This window comes from Protofrankia sp. CiP3, from assembly GCF_917627345.1.
GTDB lineage: Bacteria > Actinomycetota > Actinomycetes > Frankiales > Frankiaceae > Protofrankia.
The window spans coordinates 40872-57891 of record NZ_CAKJTM010000026.1 but is presented as its reverse complement, the minus strand read 5'-3'; the positions used below and the strand labels follow the sequence as shown (position 1 = coordinate 57891).

The following is a 17020-nucleotide window of genomic DNA, read 5'->3' as shown; positions in this document are numbered from 1 at the left end:
TCGGCTGCTGACTGTTCGATCATGATTTTTTTGGTGTGGCCGGAGGCAGCGATGAACCCGGTTCCACCGAACGTGGGTCAGTGGCCGGCCGATTCGGTGCCCGGGGACGGCTGGTGCGGCGCTACGTCCGGTGGCTCCTGGGCCGAAGCGGCTCGGGCAAGGGTGATCGGCGGTTCGATGAGGAAGGGCTCCAGGGGCCGGTCGGCCGGGGCGAAGCAGGGTGTTCCCGCCGCCGCGCCCGTTGGGGAGCTCGGGGTGAAGCGCCAGCGTTTCGGTACCGTACGGACCCCGACAGGGTAGATCGTCAACTGTCCGTCGGGGCTGATGCGTAGCCGCAGGAAGTTCTTGTAATCGGCGATTCCCTGTGCGGCGAACAGTTCGTTGGTGTTCAGGCCCATCGTCCGGTCGGCCAGCCAGAGATAGGCGGCGACCAGTTCGGTGGCGGCCAGGCCGCCGGCCGTGAACATCAGCGGGAGCACTCCGGCGAGCAGCCAGGTGCCGGGCAGCGGGCGCGTGATCGTGACAGCGCCGGCAAGCAGGGCGACAGCAAGCAGGAGCTGGGCAAGCCCATGCGTGGCTCCGGCGGCGATACCCCGCGCGGTCCGGCCGGCTTTGGTCAGGGCGAGCGCCGCGGCGATGACGCCCACGGCCAGCACGAGCCCGGGAATGCCGCTGAGCAGGCCCACGAACAGGCCGCCGACGCTTGCGCCGCGCAGGCCGTCCGCGATGCCGTCGAGGCGACCGGCGGCACCTCGCCCGTCCGTCCCGGCGGCGCCGACTGCCAGCGTCAGCAGTAGGTGGATGCCACCGAGCAGCGCGACCAGACCTGGCGCGAGCGCCGGCAGACGGAAGATGCCGGCGGCGAGCAGGCGGGAGGCCGGCGCGTCCGGAAAGATGGTGCTGGCCAGCTCGTAATGGACCGGCGGGTCGCTCTTTCCCCGCGCGCGCGATGCCGGCGGCGGCAGTACCAGCCGTTGCGGCAGCCGGTGGGTGGCGGACAGGTAAGCGCCGCCACCACCGGCGGTGAACTTCACCGCGGTGCCGCCGACCTCGCTGTAACGGGCGTAGTGGTGCCGGTCGCCGGTCAGGGACACCCGCACCTGGGCGCCGGCCGCACGGATGATCGTGCGCTCGAAGTAGTCGAGGACGGCATATGCTTCGGAGTCCTGCTCGGCCGTGCTGATCCAGCTCGGCTTCGCCGAGCAGAGGATGACCGCGTCACCGGGGCGCATCTGCTGTGCGATCTTGATGAAGTAGCGGCGTTGCGGGTCGTCGATGTAGGAGTCGAACTGGATGTCGATCCCCAGCAGCCACCATCGGTGCGGCAGCCGCACCGCGAAGTAGCTGCGGGTCTGTTCGGTACGCCAATCGCCGATGCTCGAGCCCTGGCAGAAGACCCGCATAAAGGCGGTGAGCCCGTCGTACCAGTCGTGGTTGCCCGGTAGCACGAACAGCTTCGGCCGCTCAGCCGGCTCCGAGCGCTGTCTGGGTAACGCGGTACGGTACGGGCCGATCAGCTTGTTCTCATAGCCAGCGATGCTGGGTGTGGGATAGCACTGGTCGCCGCCCATCACCAGCATCCGGCCGCGCGGCATCGTCGTCCCGGCCAGGTTGAGGCTGGGCGCGGCCAGCAGCGATGCCATCGCATAGGTCGAGTCGAACCCGTCACCGAGATCGCTGACGTAGTCGAACCACAGTTCGCCGGTGTCGGGTGCTTCGCTGCCATCCGGCAGTTCCCCGGAGGCTGGCACCTCACGGGTGCCGGACAGGTCGGCCACGGGCGCGGCGGGCAGCGCCGCCATCTCCTCCCGTTTGTCGGCGTACGAGCCGAGCAGCCCGCTGATGCCCACGCGTATGGCCGTACGCAGCAGCAGTGTGGGCGAGAGCCATCGGGTCATGGTGGCGCGCGTGAACCCCAGCGCGCGCTCGTTGTCGATCATGACGTCGACGTGTTCGTTCTCGCGCACGTGGCCCCTTATCCCGCAGCGAGGGAAACACGGCAATTCAATCACACCCGCCCGGCAGCCGGGCGGGGCGGCGGTTCGGCCGGTCCGGTGATAATGGCGAGGACCTTGGTGCCGGGCGGGATCACGCCACGTCGCACCAGGGCGAAGATACCGTACATCATCTTCGCCACGTACACGGTTTCGAGCAGGATTCCATGGCGCTCGGCGAAGGCATCGACAAAACAGCGGAGCTCCGGTGGGTTCTTCGCGAAGCCACCGAAGTGGAAACCGCATTCGACACGCCAGTTGTCGGTCGACCGGCCGAAGGCGGCACGTTGCAGGCCGGCGACCACCCCGGTGAGAAAATGTCCGCCTTTCAGCGCGGAGAACCCGATGGCGGTCCGGCCCGGTTTCAGGCCAGCCGCGATACCGGCCAGCGTGCCGCCCGTGCCGCACGCGCAACAGACCAGGTCGAACTCGAGGCCGACCTCGGTGATGATCTCGGCGCAACCGCGGACCCCGGCGGGGCTGCTGCCGCCCTCGGGGATCAGGAAGAAGTCGCCGAGGCGCCTCCGCAGGTCCGCGATGACGCCGGGGTCGTCCTTGCGGCGGTATGCGGACCTGTCGAGGTAGGTCAGGTGCATGCCGCTGGCCACGGCCGCCGACAACGACCAGTTGAGCGGGAGGTGTTCCTCCCCGCGGATCACACCGATCGTCCGGACCCCGATAATCTCACCGGCGGCGGCTGTCGCGCGGATATGGTTGGAAAAGGCGCCACCGAAGGTCAACACGGTCGACATGCCCGCTGCGGCGGCGTCGGTCAGGTTGTACTTGAGCTTACGCCATTTGTTTCCCGGTACTTTTTCGCTGATGAGGTCGTCGCGTTTGACAAAAACCTGGACGCCGTGGCGCGTGAGCTGATCGTCGCACAGCTCCTCGACTGGCGACGGGAGGTGAAGGCCGAGATCCGTAACCCAGCCGAGACCCGTCACCCGATCGTCAGTCCAGCCTGGGCTGGATGTTGTCGAGAACGCCGTTCCACAGCTTGCGGATACCGATCGGCGCGAAGGCCCGTTCGAAGAAGCCACCGATTCCGCTTGCGCCCGCCCAGCTTGTCTCTACTGATATCCGCGCCGTTCCCGGGTCAGCGGGCCGCACCGTCCACGCGGTACGCAGCGTGGAGTTCTGGTCGGTTTCGGTGAGGGTCCGGCCGGGTTCGGGTGTGGACACGACCGCTTCGACGGTACGGACGCGGCGGCGGGTCGCGTGCAGTCGGTAACGAATCCGGGTACCGGCGCCGGTACCGCCCTCGATCACTTCGTAGTCAGTGATCATTTTTGGCCACGCCTCGGCGCGAATGCCCCTGTAGTCGGCGAGCGCGTCGACGACCTTCGCCGGTGTCGCCGCGACGACCCGTTCCACCGCTACCTTGATCTCTGCCATCTGCGCTCCATTCATGGTTGTTCCGTTGATGCTTGTTCTGTCGGGGCTCTTTGGCGTCAGTACCTCGTCACGATCGGCCAGGGGCGTTGTCGAGCAGCCACAGGTCGACCCCGTCGACGTACCGTCCGGGTGCACCCGCCAGCGTCGTCAGCAGGGTCACGAGCTCGTCGTGGTGATCGGTGGGGCCGAGGATGATCGCATTCAGCTGGTAGTGGTCGAAGGCTGCCGCCAGGCCAGGTTGTCCCAGGGCCGCCTGTGCGGTCCGCTGGCCGGTCGCGACGGCGATGAGCGCTGAGTTCAGCGGGTCGGCCTCCGGATGGAAGCTGGATCGTCCATTACGGTCGGGGACCGTGCAGTAGCAACCTGGCATAGTAAACCGGAAACCGGTCTGCGCCTGCCACAGCATCGCGATGTTCTGCTGGGGGTACGGATAGGGCACGACCAGCGCTGTCGTCGTTGTGGGCAGGTTGTCGACCGGCGGGCCGGTGAAGAACCTCGGCGTGGCCGTGGTGAAGGGCAGGAGCGTCGCCGGTACCAGCGGCACCAGGGCGGCGGCGGTAACGACGCCGGTGACGGCGCGCAGCCGCGGCGGCCGTACCCGGTCGAGCCAGACCGCGATCATCGCACCCGCGGCCAGCACGAGATACAGCGACAGGCGGGACGGCAGTGCGTTGTGCAGCACCGGCCCCAGCTCCAACAGACGCCACGGCAGTGGGATACCGGTGGCGTGCCCCCCCAGGTGCAGGTGCGGGCCGAGTGAGAGGACGGTGACGGCGGCGAACAGCGGCCCGCACAGGGCCACGAGCGGATCACGGCGTAACCGCAGCGCGATGAAGGCGAGCAGAGCCAGCAGCGGGAGGCCGAAGTAGCCGCTGACCTCCACCGCGTTGCCGGAGAACCGCAGGCTTTCCCGGACGGCGAAGTCCGGGCCGATGGCCTGGAGCGGCGTGGGTGTGACGAAGGTGAGAAGGTCGGACACGGCGATGTCGGACGGCTGGATTGATCCGTGGACGCGCTGGGGGCCGAAGAACTGGATGTAGAGCGGCCAGGCGAGCAGCACGGTGGCGACGGCCGCGCAGACCGCGAGCCCACCTGCCGCCGCCGCGGCACGCGGGCGGATCTGATCACGATGCTGGACGCACAGGATCGCGATGGCGATGATCGCGACCACCGCTGAGGTCGCCAGCACCTCCTCGCTCACCAGCGCTTGGGCGGCTACGGCCATGCCGAGCAGCGCGCCGGTCCGCGCGGCCCGGCGTTGGCGGATGAGCAGATCGTCCAGCAGCAGCAGGAGGATCGGGGGAAAGAGCGCGAACGACAGGTGCAGATGGCCGTAGGAAGCACCGATGACGTAGGGGCTGAAGCCGTAGAGCAGCCCGGCGACGGCGGCGGGGAACACCGCGCTCCAGCGGCGCATCACCAGGAACATCACCCAGCCGGACAGCGCCGGCGCGAGCGTCGTCAGTACCTGGAAGGCCACCAGCGGTCCGGCCAGCACGGTGATCGGTGCGGCCAGCACACCGAGCAGCGGCACGCCAGTGCTCCACATGATGTTGACGCCGTCCGGAGCGTTGAGAAAATGGGTGACGAACGGGTCAAGCCCGTGGGCCAGGGCGTAGGGCGTCCAGGCCAGGTACCAGGAGAACAGGACGGCATCGCTGCCGCCGTAGATGGTCGTGCCCAGATCCGTCCAGCCATCCCAGAACAGCGCTACGGACAGCGCGCAGAAGCCGGCGAGAACGGCCGGGGCGGCCAGCCATCGCTTCCTCCCCTTTTTTCCCGCGTCTTTTCCCCGGCCCGTTCCGGTTTCGGCGCTGGTGTCGAGCGCGGTCACGGGCATCCCCTCAGATCGTCCTCAGCGAGTTGACTCGCCCACGGTGCCGCCGTGGCGCCCGCGTCCCCCGGCGGAGTCCTGGACGCTTGCCGGCGGTCGGGGCCCGCTGCCGTGGAAGCGCGGGCCCGGATCAGCGAAACCGGCTGATTACCGGCGGGTTGCGTGGTGATCCCGGGGAAGTCGGTGCGGGCGGTGGCCCGCAGCCGGGCGAGGCCGGCCAGCAGGCGCAGCTCGTCGACCGTGCGTGCGGCGCTGTCGAGCAACGCCGGTGACATCACCAGCACGGCCAGGACCTGCGCCCGCGACAGCGCGACGTTCAGCCGGTTACGGGAGAGCAGAAAGTCCAGCCCTCGGGGCGCTTCGGACGCGCTGGACGTGGTCAGCGACACGATGACGACGGGTGCCTCCTGGCCTTGGAAGCGGTCGACGGTCCCGGCCCGGACGCCGTGCGTCCCGGCCCTGTCGAGCGCCTGCTCGATCGCCCGTACCTGGCGGTTGTACGGGGCGACCACCAGGATGTCGGGGCCACGCAGGATGCGCTCGCCGTCGAGGTCGACGAAGCGCCGGCCGAGGATGGTCTCGATCAGGCCGGCGACCGCGTCCTTCTCCGGGTCCGAGCGGGTGGTGTTGCCGTCGTGGGGCACGTCGCGCAGGTAGAGGCCGGCGTCGATGCCGTCGAGGCGACGGCCGGCGGTCACCGGGTGGGCGTGCAGCCGTCCCCGGTAGGCGAGCGCCGAGACCGGTTCGCACACGGCCGGGTGCATACGCCTGGTCAGATCGAGGAAATACCCGAATGCGCCGGGGATGACGTCATTCGTGCCGAGCAGGTGGGAGAGGGCGGAGGCGTCCGCGCCGTCCGGGTGGATCCCGGCGACGACCTGGGGGAGCTGCTGCGGGTCACCGAGCAGTACGAGGTTGCGGGCGGCACCGGCGACGGCCAGGGTGTCGGCGAGCGCGAACTGGCCCGCCTCATCGATAATCAACACGTCGAACGGCTCCGCGCGCAGCGCGGGGTTCGCGAAAGCCCACGAGGTATCGCCCACCAGATGCCCGTCCGGGTGCGCGGCGCGCCAGGAGACCAACGCGCGGAGGTCACGGGGGCAGTCCCACGGTGCCAGCGGGCTGGGCTTCTGCCCGGAGCGCAGCTTCTTGGCCGCGGGTATCCCGGCGGCGGGAGAGCGGCTCGCCGCCGGGATGTTGCCGGTCGCCGCCAGCATGGCGTTCTCGATCGCCTTGTGGCTGGTCGAGCACACCCCGACCGTGCGGCCCTGGCCGACCAGATGGCGGATCAACCGTCCGGCCAGGTACGTCTTGCCGGCTCCGGGCGGCCCCTGCACGGCCAGGTAGGACCCGGCGAGTAGGTCGACGGCGGCGAGCACAGTGGCGATCAGATCATTCCCGTGCTCGGCCGGGTCGGGCAGGCCGACCCGGCCGAGCAGGCGTGGTGGGTGCCGGCGAAGCAGATCCATGGCCGGGCCTTCGGGCAGCGCGGGCCCGGCCAGGACGGTGCGGGCGAGCTCCGCGATCGCGGCCGGTTTCGGTTCGGGACGCACCGGCGCGCCAGGCAGCACCGCGACCGGCAGTTCGGCAGCTGCCCCGGCGCTGCCGTCCCCGTCGAGACCCACCTCGCCGGGCCTGGCGGTCTCGTGGATGAGCAGCTGGTCGGGGCCCGCGCGCTCGATACTGCCATCACGGGTGGTGCCGTCGGCCCCACCAGCCCCCGGATAGAGCAGACGGATCCGGTCGCCGTCGGAGTACGGGTGGGTGCCGTCAGCGTCGAGTGCGGCCAGCAGGTCGCGCCGGGTTCGCTTCCCTCGCCCGGACGGGACGGCCCAGCCCTCGACGATGGTCCAGCCCAGTGGGACGGCGCAGTTGTCGTTCGCCTCCAGCGCCGCTCGGTCGGCGGTGAGCCAGGCGAAGAACTCCCACCACGCCGGCTTGTTCTCGCGGCGGTGGTAGCCGACGGCGGCGGCCAGCAGCGCCCGCGCCCGCTCGTCGTCCGTCCAGGCCGCCGGATCGTCCGGCAGATTCGCGGTCAGCGCGTCCACTGTCGCGTCCACCGTCGCGTCGGGCCCGTCGCTGTGGTCCGCTGACGGGTGGTATGCCGGCGCGCCCGCTATGCCCTGCGCCGCGCGCAGGTCCAACAGCCAGCGATGCAGCCGGTGGGTGGATACGCAGTCGACCCGGTTGTACTCGGCGATCTCGCCGAGGACGCGGTCGGCCGCGGCACGGTCGGAGTTTGCGAGGTGGGCCAGAACGTTCTCGTAGGCGACGATGCTGTCGATCGCGGTCTTGACCTCCGTCCCCCGGGCGCCGGCCAGGTACAGCGGTTCCAGATACTTGATCGAATATGAGCGTTGGGAGATCTTCAGGCTGCGCCGGACAACCGTGTAGAGGTCGACGAGCCTGTGCCCGGCAAGCAGGTCGTCGACCTGCCGCTCGCGGGTGCCGTGGCGGGCGGCCAGCCGTTTCAGGGCGTTCGGCTCATACGGGGCGTAGTGGTAGATGTGCGCCTGCGGATGGTCGGCGAGCCGCGCGGTCGCCCAGTCGACGAACCGCTCGAAAGCGCGCTTCTCCCCTGGCCGGTCATGTGCCCAGAACGGATGGAAGACCTCCTGGGCGCCGTCCCCGGTGCCTGTCGCGGTCACGGCCCCGAACAGGTACTCCAGACCAGTGTTGCCCAGCGCGTATGGGTCGCCCTCCATGTCGAAGTAGATGTCACCGGGGTCCTGGGCGGGCAGGGAGGCGAGCCCGTCCGGGGCGACCACCCGGACGGTCACGGTCCCGGTCCGGTCGTCATCGGTGCGGGTCGCATCCTGGATGGCCTGTAGCTCCGCCTGGAGCCGTAGCCCGGCGAAGGTCGCCGCGGCCATCGACGGCGGGCGCTGGTCGTCACCGGCCGCGGCGAGCTGTTCGAGCGTGCTGATCCCGCCGGCCCGCAGCTTGCGTCGCTGATCGGTGCGCAGGCCGGCGACCAGGGACAGGTCACGGGCAGCCTCCCGCCCCTTCTCGCAATGGCCGGCGAACACGCAGGTCTCACACGCGGGCCGGGGATCAGCCCAGGAGGGCGTCGGGATCGCGGGTTCGGTCGCGAGCCGCGAGGCCAGCCGGGCGCGGGCATGGGTGATCAGGGGCGCGATATCGTCAGCCCGCAGCGACTCCAGCCGGCCGTCGCCGAGCAGCAGATGGATGTGGCGCGCGACGTCCACGCCGATCGTCGGCAGCGCCTGAGCGTAGGCGGTGAGTTGCAGCACCGCGGCAGGACGGGCGTGCCGGGCGAGTTTGGCGTCGTACGGCTCGTAGCGTCCGTTCACCGGGGCGCTGTTTACCGGGGCGCCGGTGAGCGGGTCGAGGTGCGTGGCGATCAGGAAGTCGGGCCGGCCCTGGAAGGAACCGTCGAAAAGGACACCCTGGTAGATGACGGCGACGCCGGCAGTGACGGCGGCGCGGGTCTGATCCCTCGCCGCGGCCAGCGCGGTCAGGGTGTTGTCAGGCCGTTCGATCACCCGGACGCCATCCGCGCCGAAGATGTGGACGAGCCGCTCCAGCCAGCGCCGTTCGTGGGCGTCACCGTGGCGTACCAGCAGGTCGTCCGCTTCGGACGTGGTGACCTCCGCGCCGCTGCCGTCGAGGCGCACGCCGGCCGCGCGGGCATGGGACAGCGCCAGCCGGTGCCCACACTCGAGTGTGTCGACGACGTCACCGGCGGACACGACCCACCGGGCATCTCCGCCGGCGGTGTCGTCGAGTCGCTGCATGCCATCCCCCGGATAGTCGCTTCGTGACGATCCGGGGACCTCTGGCTCGAGGGCCGGCCGCCGCGGCGGGCTGGTCGGTCCGCTCCGCGCGAACCGACCCGGACAAGCTTCGCAGGGTGCGGGTGATCTTCACATCATGGGCTCGGTCTGGCCGGGCTCGGTCTGGCTGGATGTTCAGCCTGGCTGGGTGCCATACCGGGTGGCGGCGTTCCTGACCAGTTGCAGTGAGCCCGGATCGGCGGCCAGCTGTTTGCTGTCCATGAAACTGAACCCGAACAGGCCCGCGGCGGTAATCTGCCGCACATAGTCGTCGGTGAAAATCGACCGCAGATCGTCATGCCAGGTGGCGGTCGAGCCGTCGTCGGGTTTGTAGTGCGCGACCATGACCGGGCCGTACCCGCCGAGGATCTGCGTCATCCTGCGGATGTCGTCGACATTGCTTTTTGAGTCCATCGCCTGGAAGCTCTGGAAGTCCGACTGACGCAGCACGTCGTCGAAGTGCCCGATCAGCGATTTTCCGCCGCCCTTTGCCGGGTCGTCCCAGCGGGCCTGCCAGCCACCCCAGCCGAGCGAGACCCTCGCGTTTGGCGCCATGGAGTGGAAGATGCCCATTGCCGCGGTGTACTGGTCCTTCAGTTTCAGGTAGTAGTTGGTCACCTCGGGCGTGGCCGCCCAGGTGTTGGCCTGGCACGGATAGGTCTGTAGCTCGGTGAAGAGCGTGACGTAGAGGGGTGCTCCGTCCGCTGGGCCGGCGAATATCTGCGCGAGCCGTCTGGTGTCACCCAGGAACGACGATGACAGCGGGTAGTCGCGACCGCACGCTGGGCCGTACTTGGTCTGGACCGTCGCGACCTGACCGGCCCCGCCGAGCCACACCACGAGGTGGATTGCCCGTCGTTTGGCGTAAACCTGTGGAATGAGATCCTTCGCCCAGTTGGTCATGAAACCGAAGTCGTTCGGGCTGTTGTACCAGGTCGTGAACATCCCCAGTTGGTTGGCGACGGGCGATGTCGAGTCGCTGTCGAGGGAGGGGCCAAGGCCGAACACGAGCTTTCCGGTCTGGCCGAATACGGCCGGTCGGGGTGATATACGATTGGCGGCGCCCGTCACGTTTCCCACCGCCCGCGTCTGGCCGGTTATATCCGGTAGTGACCAGGCGAGGAGGCCGGCGAGTGTCGCGAGAAACACAAAAGACGCTTCAAGTGGGCGAAACGACTTCAATACGAACAAGGCGGGCTTCTCCGCGGTTTCTCCCGAAGTGTCCCCCCGGACGGGGGTAGCGTACATGCTGCCATCCGGCCGACATGGCCATCCTGGAGATCGCCGCTCGAGTGTCCGTGCTGACTCGAGTGTCCGTGCTGACACGAGCGGCTGTGCCGCCAGCCGGTGCCGGCCGCGGCGGTTACCGGCCTGTTTCATCGAAAAGACACAATTCCGTGGGGTCGCGGCGGTTAAGATCTCTTTCAGCTGACCACAGGCCACGCGAGCACGCCTCTCTCAGGTGCGCGGAGGCACACCAACGGTTGCCGGAGGCCGACAACCTCCGGCCACGGGGGGAGAGAAACGCAGGTGGACTGGACCGGGACCGCGCTACAGGTCAACACTCCGGCCGGCCAGGTGGTCCTGGCCGGCGATGGACCATACGTGGTGGGACGGGCCCGCCAGGCCGACGTCGTCATCGTCGATGGCCGGGTGTCGCGGCGCCACCTCGTCCTGGAGGCAGGGGCGGAAGGCTGGCAGGTACGCGACATCAGTGCCAACGGCCTCTGGCAGGACGGCCGGCGGGTGGGCAACCTCAGCGTGAGCGCGGCACAGGTGCGGATCCGTCTCGGCGCCGTGGACGGGCCGGAGGTCGTTCTCATCCCGCGGCCGCGGCAGTCTGTCCCAGCGGGGCCGGTCGAGCTACCAGCCGACCCGCCCACCGCGCTCGCGGGAAGCGACGACGATCCGGGTCCGCCCACGTCTGAACAGCCGTTCATCGGTGACGAGCGCAAGGTTCACCGGCTGCGCCCAGGGCAGGTGACCATGGGCCGTTCTCGTGACAACGATCTGGTTGTGGACGACTTACTGGCCTCTCGGCACCATGCCCAGCTTCGCGTCGACACCCGCGGGTCCGGTGGTACCACCCATACCGGCCGGGGCCGTGCTCGACGCGGTGACGTCGAGGTAGTCGACCTGGGCTCAGCCAACGGCACGTTTGTCAACGGCCGGAGGGTGACGCACGCGCCCGTGGCGCAACGTGATGTCGTCGCCATCGGCCATCATCTGTTCCAGCTTGACGGTGACACGTTGGTCGAGTACGTCGATAGCGGCGACGTTACGTTCGAAGTGCAGGGCCTGTCGGTATGGGCTGGTGCCAAGCAGCTCATGAGCGACGTCACCTTCCGGTTGCCGGCCCGGTCGCTGCTGGGTGTGGTCGGTCCGAGCGGCGCGGGCAAGTCGACGTTGCTCAACGCGCTCACCGGATTTCGTCCGGCCGATGCCGGCACGGTCCGCTACGCGGGCCGGGATCTCTATGCCGAGTATGACGAGCTGCGCCGCCGGATCGGTTACGTCCCGCAGGCCGACCCCCTGCACAACCAGCTGACCGTTCGCCAGGCCCTGGAGTACGGTGCGGAGCTGCGCTTTCCGGCTGATACCACAGCGGATGAGCGGCGCGCCCGGGTCAGCGAGGTCGTCGTTCAGCTGGGGCTGCGTGACCATGCGGACACACCGGTCGGCCGGCTGTCCGGCGGCCAGCGCAAGCGGACCAGCGTCGCGCTCGAGCTGCTCACACGTCCGACACTGCTGTTCCTGGACGAGCCGACCTCCGGGCTGGATCCGGCCAACGACCAGTCGGTCATGGAGGCGTTGCACTCCCTCGCCCGGGGCAGCGACGGTGCCGCCAGCGCTCCCAGCGAAGGCCGCACAGTGATTGTTGTGACTCATAGTGTGCTATTTCTTGATCTATGTGACTATCTGTTGGTGCTCGCGCCCGGTGGCCACGTGGCTTACTTCGGCCCGAGTGCCGGTGCGTTGCGGTTCTTCGACAAGAAGGACTTCAAGGAGTTCGTCGCTGTCTTCCGGGAGCTGGAGGCCACTGCGGGTGAGGTGCTCGCGGCCCGTTTCCGCGCGTCGGAGTACTACGTCCCGTCCGCTGTGGTCGCACCGGTGGTCCGGCGGACCGCGGCGACGCTGCCCAGCGTCCGCCAGCAGCCGGTGCGGGCACAGCTGTCCACCCTCACCCGCCGCTACCTGCGGGTGGTGCTCGCGGACCGTTCCTATCTCCGGCTGATCATCGCTTTTCCGTTCCTGCTGGGGATCATTCCACGGGTGATCCCGGCCCGGGACGGTCTCGCCGCGCTGCCGGTGCCGAACCCGGACGCGACCAAGGTGCTCGTCGTGCTGGTGCTGTGCGCATGCTTCATGGGGATGGCGAACTCGGTTCGTGAGCTCGTCAAGGAGCGGCCGATCTACCGGCGGGAGCGCACGATCGGCCTGTCACGTACCGCTTACCTGGGTTCCAAGGTGGTCGTCCTGGCCGCGATCACAACCTGTCAGTGCGCGATCTTCACATTGATCGGATTACTGGGGCGGATGCCGACCGCTTCCGTGCTGCTCGGTTCCCCGCTCGCGGAGTGTCTGGTCGCGGTGCTCGTGGCGGCGCTGTCCTCGATGATGATCGGCCTGCTTGTCTCGACGCTGGTCGACAGCGCTGACAAGACCATGCCCGTGCTGGTCCTCATCACCATGGCTCAGCTCGTGCTCTGCGGCGGGCTCGTGTCGGCGGTGGGACGTCCGGTACTGGGGCAGGTCAGCTGGATCGCGCCGGCGCGCTGGGGTTTTGCCGCGCTCGCCTCGACCGTCGACCTCAACAAGGTGGCCCAGCTGGGCAGGGTGAGCCCCGAGGCGGCCAGCCCGGCCAGGAGGCTGCCGCTGGGTGATCCACCGGACCCGCTGTGGAACCACAACGCCGTGACCTGGCTCACCGACGTCAGCGTTGGCACCGTGGTGGGTGTCCTCGCCCTGACCCTGACCGCCTATATGATCCGCCGGATCGAGCCCAAGGTCGGACGACGGAAGCAGACAGCGGATCCGTCATCCTGATGACGCGGATCCGCTGTCATCAGCGCCTGCGTTATAAGCGTTGACCGGTCAGGGAAAACGAGGGCATGGACGTGGCGTACATCGTCTCGACGATCAACCTGAAGGGTGGCGTCGGCAAGACGACGATCACGGCTGCCCTTGCGGAGGTCATGGCGGCGGAGCACGGCAAGCGGGTACTGCTTGTCGATCTTGATCCGCAGACAAACCTGACGATCTACATGATCGGCGAGGCACAGTGGAAGGATCTCAACGACTCGGACCGGACGCTGGCCACCCTCTTCCGCGACGCGGTGGAGCCGGGGCCGGCCGGAGGTCGGTTCGACATCGACGCCGCCCTGCAACGGGACGTGTCCCCGGTGCGGACCGTCACTCAGGTCGATCTGCTGGCGTCCTCGCTCGACCTCATCGACCTGCAGGACCGCCTGCTCGTCCCGTCCAGGGATCTCGTCCACAACCCCGTGGAGCTGCTGGCGCGGCAGCTCGAGAAGATATCCGGTAGCTACGACTACATTCTCGTGGACTGCCCGCCGAATCTGAGCGTGCTCACCCTGAACGGGCTGAGGATCTCGCACGGCTACATCATCCCGGCTGTCCCCGACTTCATGTCGACCTACGGAATACCACAGGTCCGGGCCAGGATCACGAAATTCGCCGCTGGCGTGGGCGCCGACATTCCGACGATCGGCCTTGTAATCAGCAAGTACCGGTCCGAGGTGACCCTGCACCAGCAGATGGCGGACTACCTCCAGCGAAGCGGGCAGGACGCTGGGCTCCATGTGTTCGGGTCCAGGATCCCGGAGTCCGGCGACATAGCGGCCGCGGCCGAGTTCAATGACTGGGGCACGCTACGGCAGCGGTACGGCTACAAGGGGCAGTACGACGCGCTGGCCGCCCTCACCGTGGAGTTCATGAGCGTCGTCGAGGGCGCGGCGGCCCGGGATCAGGCCGACGGCCCAGGTACCGGGATCACAGACCACACGAACGCGGTGACCGACCGTGTTGCCGGATCGCACCGGTGGGACCCGACAACACGATCATGCTAGCGATTCTGGGTCAGGATGCGTCCAGATCAGGAGGCGTCGAAGTCGGCCTGCGGGCCGCGCACGCCCCGGGACCCGAGGGTGCACAGCCCGGCGGTACGGACGATCGTGACGCGGTCGAGCTCCGCGCCACTCTCGGCGATCGCGCGGACGGTCAGCGTCGCCGGCTGGCCGGCGCTCGCGGGCCTGACGTCCACGGCGACGAACGAGAAGCCGGTGTAGCGGACCCGGGACCAGGTCACGACCTCGGCTGTCTTCACCCCGACGCCCGTCCACGAGTAGGTGCTGACCGAGGCAAGGTCATTCACATGCCCGGCGTAGCTGTCCGGGGCCGGGAAGCTGTACAGGCTGCGCCCGCCGGCGCCGACCGACAGGTAGGTGGTCCCGTCGGTGTCCGGGTGGACGGTTCCCCCGATCGGCACCACCTTGGTCGGGCTGCCGCCACGCAGCGGGTCACTGCGTTCGTAGATGTGGTTGTGGCCGTTGATGACGAGGTCGACACGATAGGTGTCGAACAGGGGCACCCACGCGGCCCGCACGCCGCCCTCGGAGGCATGCGCGTTCGTCGTCGAATACGCGCAGTGGTGGAAGAAGACGACGATGAAGTCGACGTCGGGCTGGTGACGCAGGAACTCCAGCCGTTCCTTCAGCCAGGCTGTCTGGGAGCCGCCGCTGTAGCCGAGGTTCGCGGGGATCTCGTTCGAGACGTCATTGGCGTCGAGGCTGATCACTCCGACATTGCCGTAGATGAACGAGTAGACCGATGGGCAGGCCTGCGGGCCGTTGCCGGGGAAGTCCCACCGGGCGATCTGGCCACCGTAGCCGTCCGGGGAGTACAGCGCCTCCATGTCGTGGTTGCCGGTCGCGACCATCCACGGCACCCGTGAGGCGACCGCTTCGATCTGCCCGAGGTAGGCATCCCAGATGGTCGGGTTGAACACGTCCGTCCCGTTCGCGCCGGTGGCGCTTACCGGCAGACCCCGGCCGCTCGGGTCCGCATACGCGATGTCGCCCGCCAGCAGGTGGAAAGCGGGGTTCTGCTGGGCCACGACACCGTCGTTGGCCAGCGCGTGGGCACTGACGCCCTGGTCGCCGAAGGCCGTGAACGTGAAGGGATCCGTATTCCAGCGGCCCCGCTGAGGCGCGGTGCGCACCGTCGAGAGGGCACCGACGGTGGTGGCGGGTTCGTAGCCCTGGTGGCCCACCCCATAGTAGTAGGTGGTGTCGGGGCGCAGCCGGTCCACCTCGACGTGCAGGTAGTACTGGTCGACGGGCCCCGCAGCTCCCGGCACCTCCGAATGCAGCGGACGGACCTCGGCCGGGATGCGTCCGGACAGGTTGTACGGGTCGGTGCCGATGCGCAGGAACGGCCTTCTGACGGGGGTCGGCACCTGCCAGCCGACGCGGATCTGACGGCGCGGGTTCGCGCCGAACGCGAGGTGCCGGGCGGACGGGGCGACCGACGCTCCGTCCGCGGTGGAGTTGGTGGTGACCAGCGTCGGGCTCGCTGCTCCTAGGGCTGGCGTTGTGGCGAACGCTGCCGAGTCGAGCAGGCTGGGGCCGGCGAGGAGCGCGCCGGCCCCGATTGCGCCGACGCGGAACAGCGTACGACGGGACGGGCGCTGGGCCACCAGCCAGTCGTGCTGTTCGGCCATGCTCATCCGCTCGGCGAGGCGATCGGGTATCCCCATGCGTGGTGTCTTCACGACATGTGACACTGGACCGATCAACTCACGCGGCATGGTCGTCCAGATGAATGACTTCCTACTGTTTGCACCTGAAACGGTGAATGATGTGCCTGAGCCGCGGCCGACCGCCCGCTACGGCAACAGGGGGATCAGCGCGTGCACGTCCGCGAGCGCACGGAGCTGGTCGGTGAGGTGGGTGCAGGTCGTCGGTCCGGCCAGGTCCGCGCGCAGCACGTCGCGGAGCCCAAGCAGGCCCTGGCCGACCAGACGGCTGGCGCTTGCCGCGGCGACCGGGCAGTCCGGGCCGGGAAGGACATGGGGCGTCGCGCTGGTCGAGCAGATCGTCCCGGTTGCGAGGTCGACCGTCGCCCTGACGGCATATTCGTGGATCACTTTCTGAGTACCGTCCGCTTCGCAGAACGTGTCACGAAAAAGTCCCTCAACGGTCACAGCGCCGTGCTGTGGGCCAGGAACCACGTCGATCCTGCGCCGCCGCCGGATGCTTCCCGGTGGCAGATCTGGCATTGTGTGCCAGCCCAGCGGATCGGTCGCGTCATCCAGCGCCGGGGCGGACGGTCCGATGCCGAGAAGAGCGAAGCGGCCTTCGCGCTGGCTCACGTCCATCACGCCACCGGCCTTCCAACCCGCGCAGACATCCGTGGGTGGCATGACCGTGTTCCGCGGTCGTTTGCCGGAGACGCGGGCGATGGCCGACCCTGAGATCAGTGTGACGACGGGTACTTCGTCGAGGAGGAGGCCGAGCAGGGTGCCGTCGGCGGTCAGCTGGGGCACAGCCCGGTCCAGCGCCGTGCGGAAGCCGGAGCCAGCCCGGGTACCGACCAGCGTGTCCGTGCCCGCCGTCGCGGGCTCACAGGAAACCGCGGTCACCAGGCGCTGGCCGAAGTAGTCGATCGCGACTCGGGTACTTGCCTCGGCCACGAGCTCCGGATCGCGGTCTGTGACTTGCCGGTCTGTAGCCGTGCGGATGTCGCGGGCCCTGCCGACAAGGATGAGCGGGCCTTCGATGCCGTCCGGGCGCAGGGCGTCGACCGAGCTGGTTCGACGCACCGAGCCTGGGATGCGCGGCGGCGTGCCCGCACTCGGCCCGACTGTCCCGGGCCACAGAAGAACACTGGTCACTCTTACAACAGTTACCAGCCCGGATGAGTCGTTGCAGCATCCAAGCTTGGGCACAGCGCCGGAAGTCGGCAATGTCACGCCCCCA

Annotated in this window: 10 protein-coding genes; 2 read left to right on the top strand and 8 right to left on the bottom strand. The window is 68.7% G+C overall.

Annotated features, from left to right (window positions below; genetic code table 11):
* Positions 1–77 precede the first annotated feature (77 nt).
* The 6 genes from MJ797_RS12120 to MJ797_RS12095 all read right to left on the bottom strand — a co-directional run bounded on the left by MJ797_RS12120 (position 78) and on the right by MJ797_RS12095 (position 10268).
* Complete coding sequence (locus tag MJ797_RS12120) at positions 78–1967, bottom strand: hypothetical protein (RefSeq protein WP_239334437.1); 1890 nt, start codon at positions 1965–1967, stop codon at positions 78–80.
* 41 nt (positions 1968–2008) lie between these two features.
* Positions 2009–2938 carry a 1-aminocyclopropane-1-carboxylate deaminase/D-cysteine desulfhydrase gene (locus tag MJ797_RS12115; RefSeq protein ID WP_239334436.1) on the bottom strand — a complete coding sequence of 310 codons (930 nt, stop codon included), beginning with the start codon at positions 2936–2938 and terminating at the stop codon, positions 2009–2011.
* A 7-nt stretch (positions 2939–2945) separates the two neighbouring features.
* Positions 2946–3389, bottom strand: a complete 444-nt coding sequence (locus tag MJ797_RS12110) for an SRPBCC family protein (protein WP_239334435.1) — start codon at positions 3387–3389, stop codon at positions 2946–2948.
* A gap of 67 nt (positions 3390–3456) precedes the next feature.
* On the bottom strand, positions 3457–5223 hold the full coding sequence (locus MJ797_RS12105) for a hypothetical protein (protein ID WP_239334434.1): 1767 nt from the start codon (positions 5221–5223) through the stop codon (positions 3457–3459).
* Positions 5220–8981, bottom strand: coding sequence for a TM0106 family RecB-like putative nuclease (locus MJ797_RS12100; protein ID WP_239334433.1), 3762 nt, complete (start codon positions 8979–8981; stop codon positions 5220–5222). The genes MJ797_RS12105 and MJ797_RS12100 overlap by 4 nt, the downstream gene beginning before the upstream one ends.
* Before the next feature lie 174 nt (positions 8982–9155).
* Entirely contained in the window at positions 9156–10268 is a 1113-nt protein-coding gene (locus MJ797_RS12095) for a hypothetical protein (RefSeq protein WP_239334432.1), read from the bottom strand.
* 282 nt (positions 10269–10550) lie between these two features.
* Here MJ797_RS12095 and MJ797_RS12090 point away from each other — a divergent pair, with 282 nt between their 5' ends.
* Both MJ797_RS12090 and MJ797_RS12085 read left to right on the top strand, forming a co-directional pair.
* Positions 10551–13067 carry an ATP-binding cassette domain-containing protein gene (locus tag MJ797_RS12090; protein WP_239334431.1) on the top strand — a complete coding sequence of 839 codons (2517 nt, stop codon included), beginning with the start codon at positions 10551–10553 and terminating at the stop codon, positions 13065–13067.
* Between the two features lie 65 nt (positions 13068–13132).
* Positions 13133–14110: a ParA family protein gene (locus tag MJ797_RS12085; protein WP_239334430.1), complete on the top strand. Its 978-nt coding sequence runs from the start codon at positions 13133–13135 to the stop codon at positions 14108–14110.
* Between the two features lie 26 nt (positions 14111–14136).
* Here MJ797_RS12085 and MJ797_RS12080 read toward each other — a convergent pair whose 3' ends face one another.
* Together MJ797_RS12080 and MJ797_RS12075 are read right to left on the bottom strand one after the other, a co-directional pair.
* The gene (locus MJ797_RS12080; RefSeq protein ID WP_239334429.1) at positions 14137–15813 is read right to left on the bottom strand and encodes a fibronectin type III domain-containing protein; all 1677 of its coding nucleotides are present in this window, start codon (positions 15811–15813) and stop codon (positions 14137–14139) included.
* Positions 15814–15927: 114 nt separating this feature from the next.
* Positions 15928–16935: a DUF2889 domain-containing protein gene (locus MJ797_RS12075; protein ID WP_239334428.1), complete on the bottom strand. Its 1008-nt coding sequence runs from the start codon at positions 16933–16935 to the stop codon at positions 15928–15930.
* Positions 16936–17020 lie beyond the last annotated feature (85 nt).

Bases quoted from the DNA above. Each gene is read 5' to 3' on its own strand.
- MJ797_RS12110 (WP_239334435.1), bottom strand. From the start codon at position 3,389: ATGGCAGAGATCAAGGTAGCGGTGGAACGGGTCGTCGCGGCGACACCG.
- MJ797_RS12100 (WP_239334433.1), bottom strand. From the start codon at position 8,981: ATGCAGCGACTCGACGACACCGCCGGCGGAGATGCCCGGTGGGTCGTG.
- MJ797_RS12095 (WP_239334432.1), bottom strand. From the start codon at position 10,268: ATGTACGCTACCCCCGTCCGGGGGGACACTTCGGGAGAAACCGCGGAG.
- MJ797_RS12085 (WP_239334430.1), top strand. From the start codon at position 13,133: ATGGACGTGGCGTACATCGTCTCGACGATCAACCTGAAGGGTGGCGTC.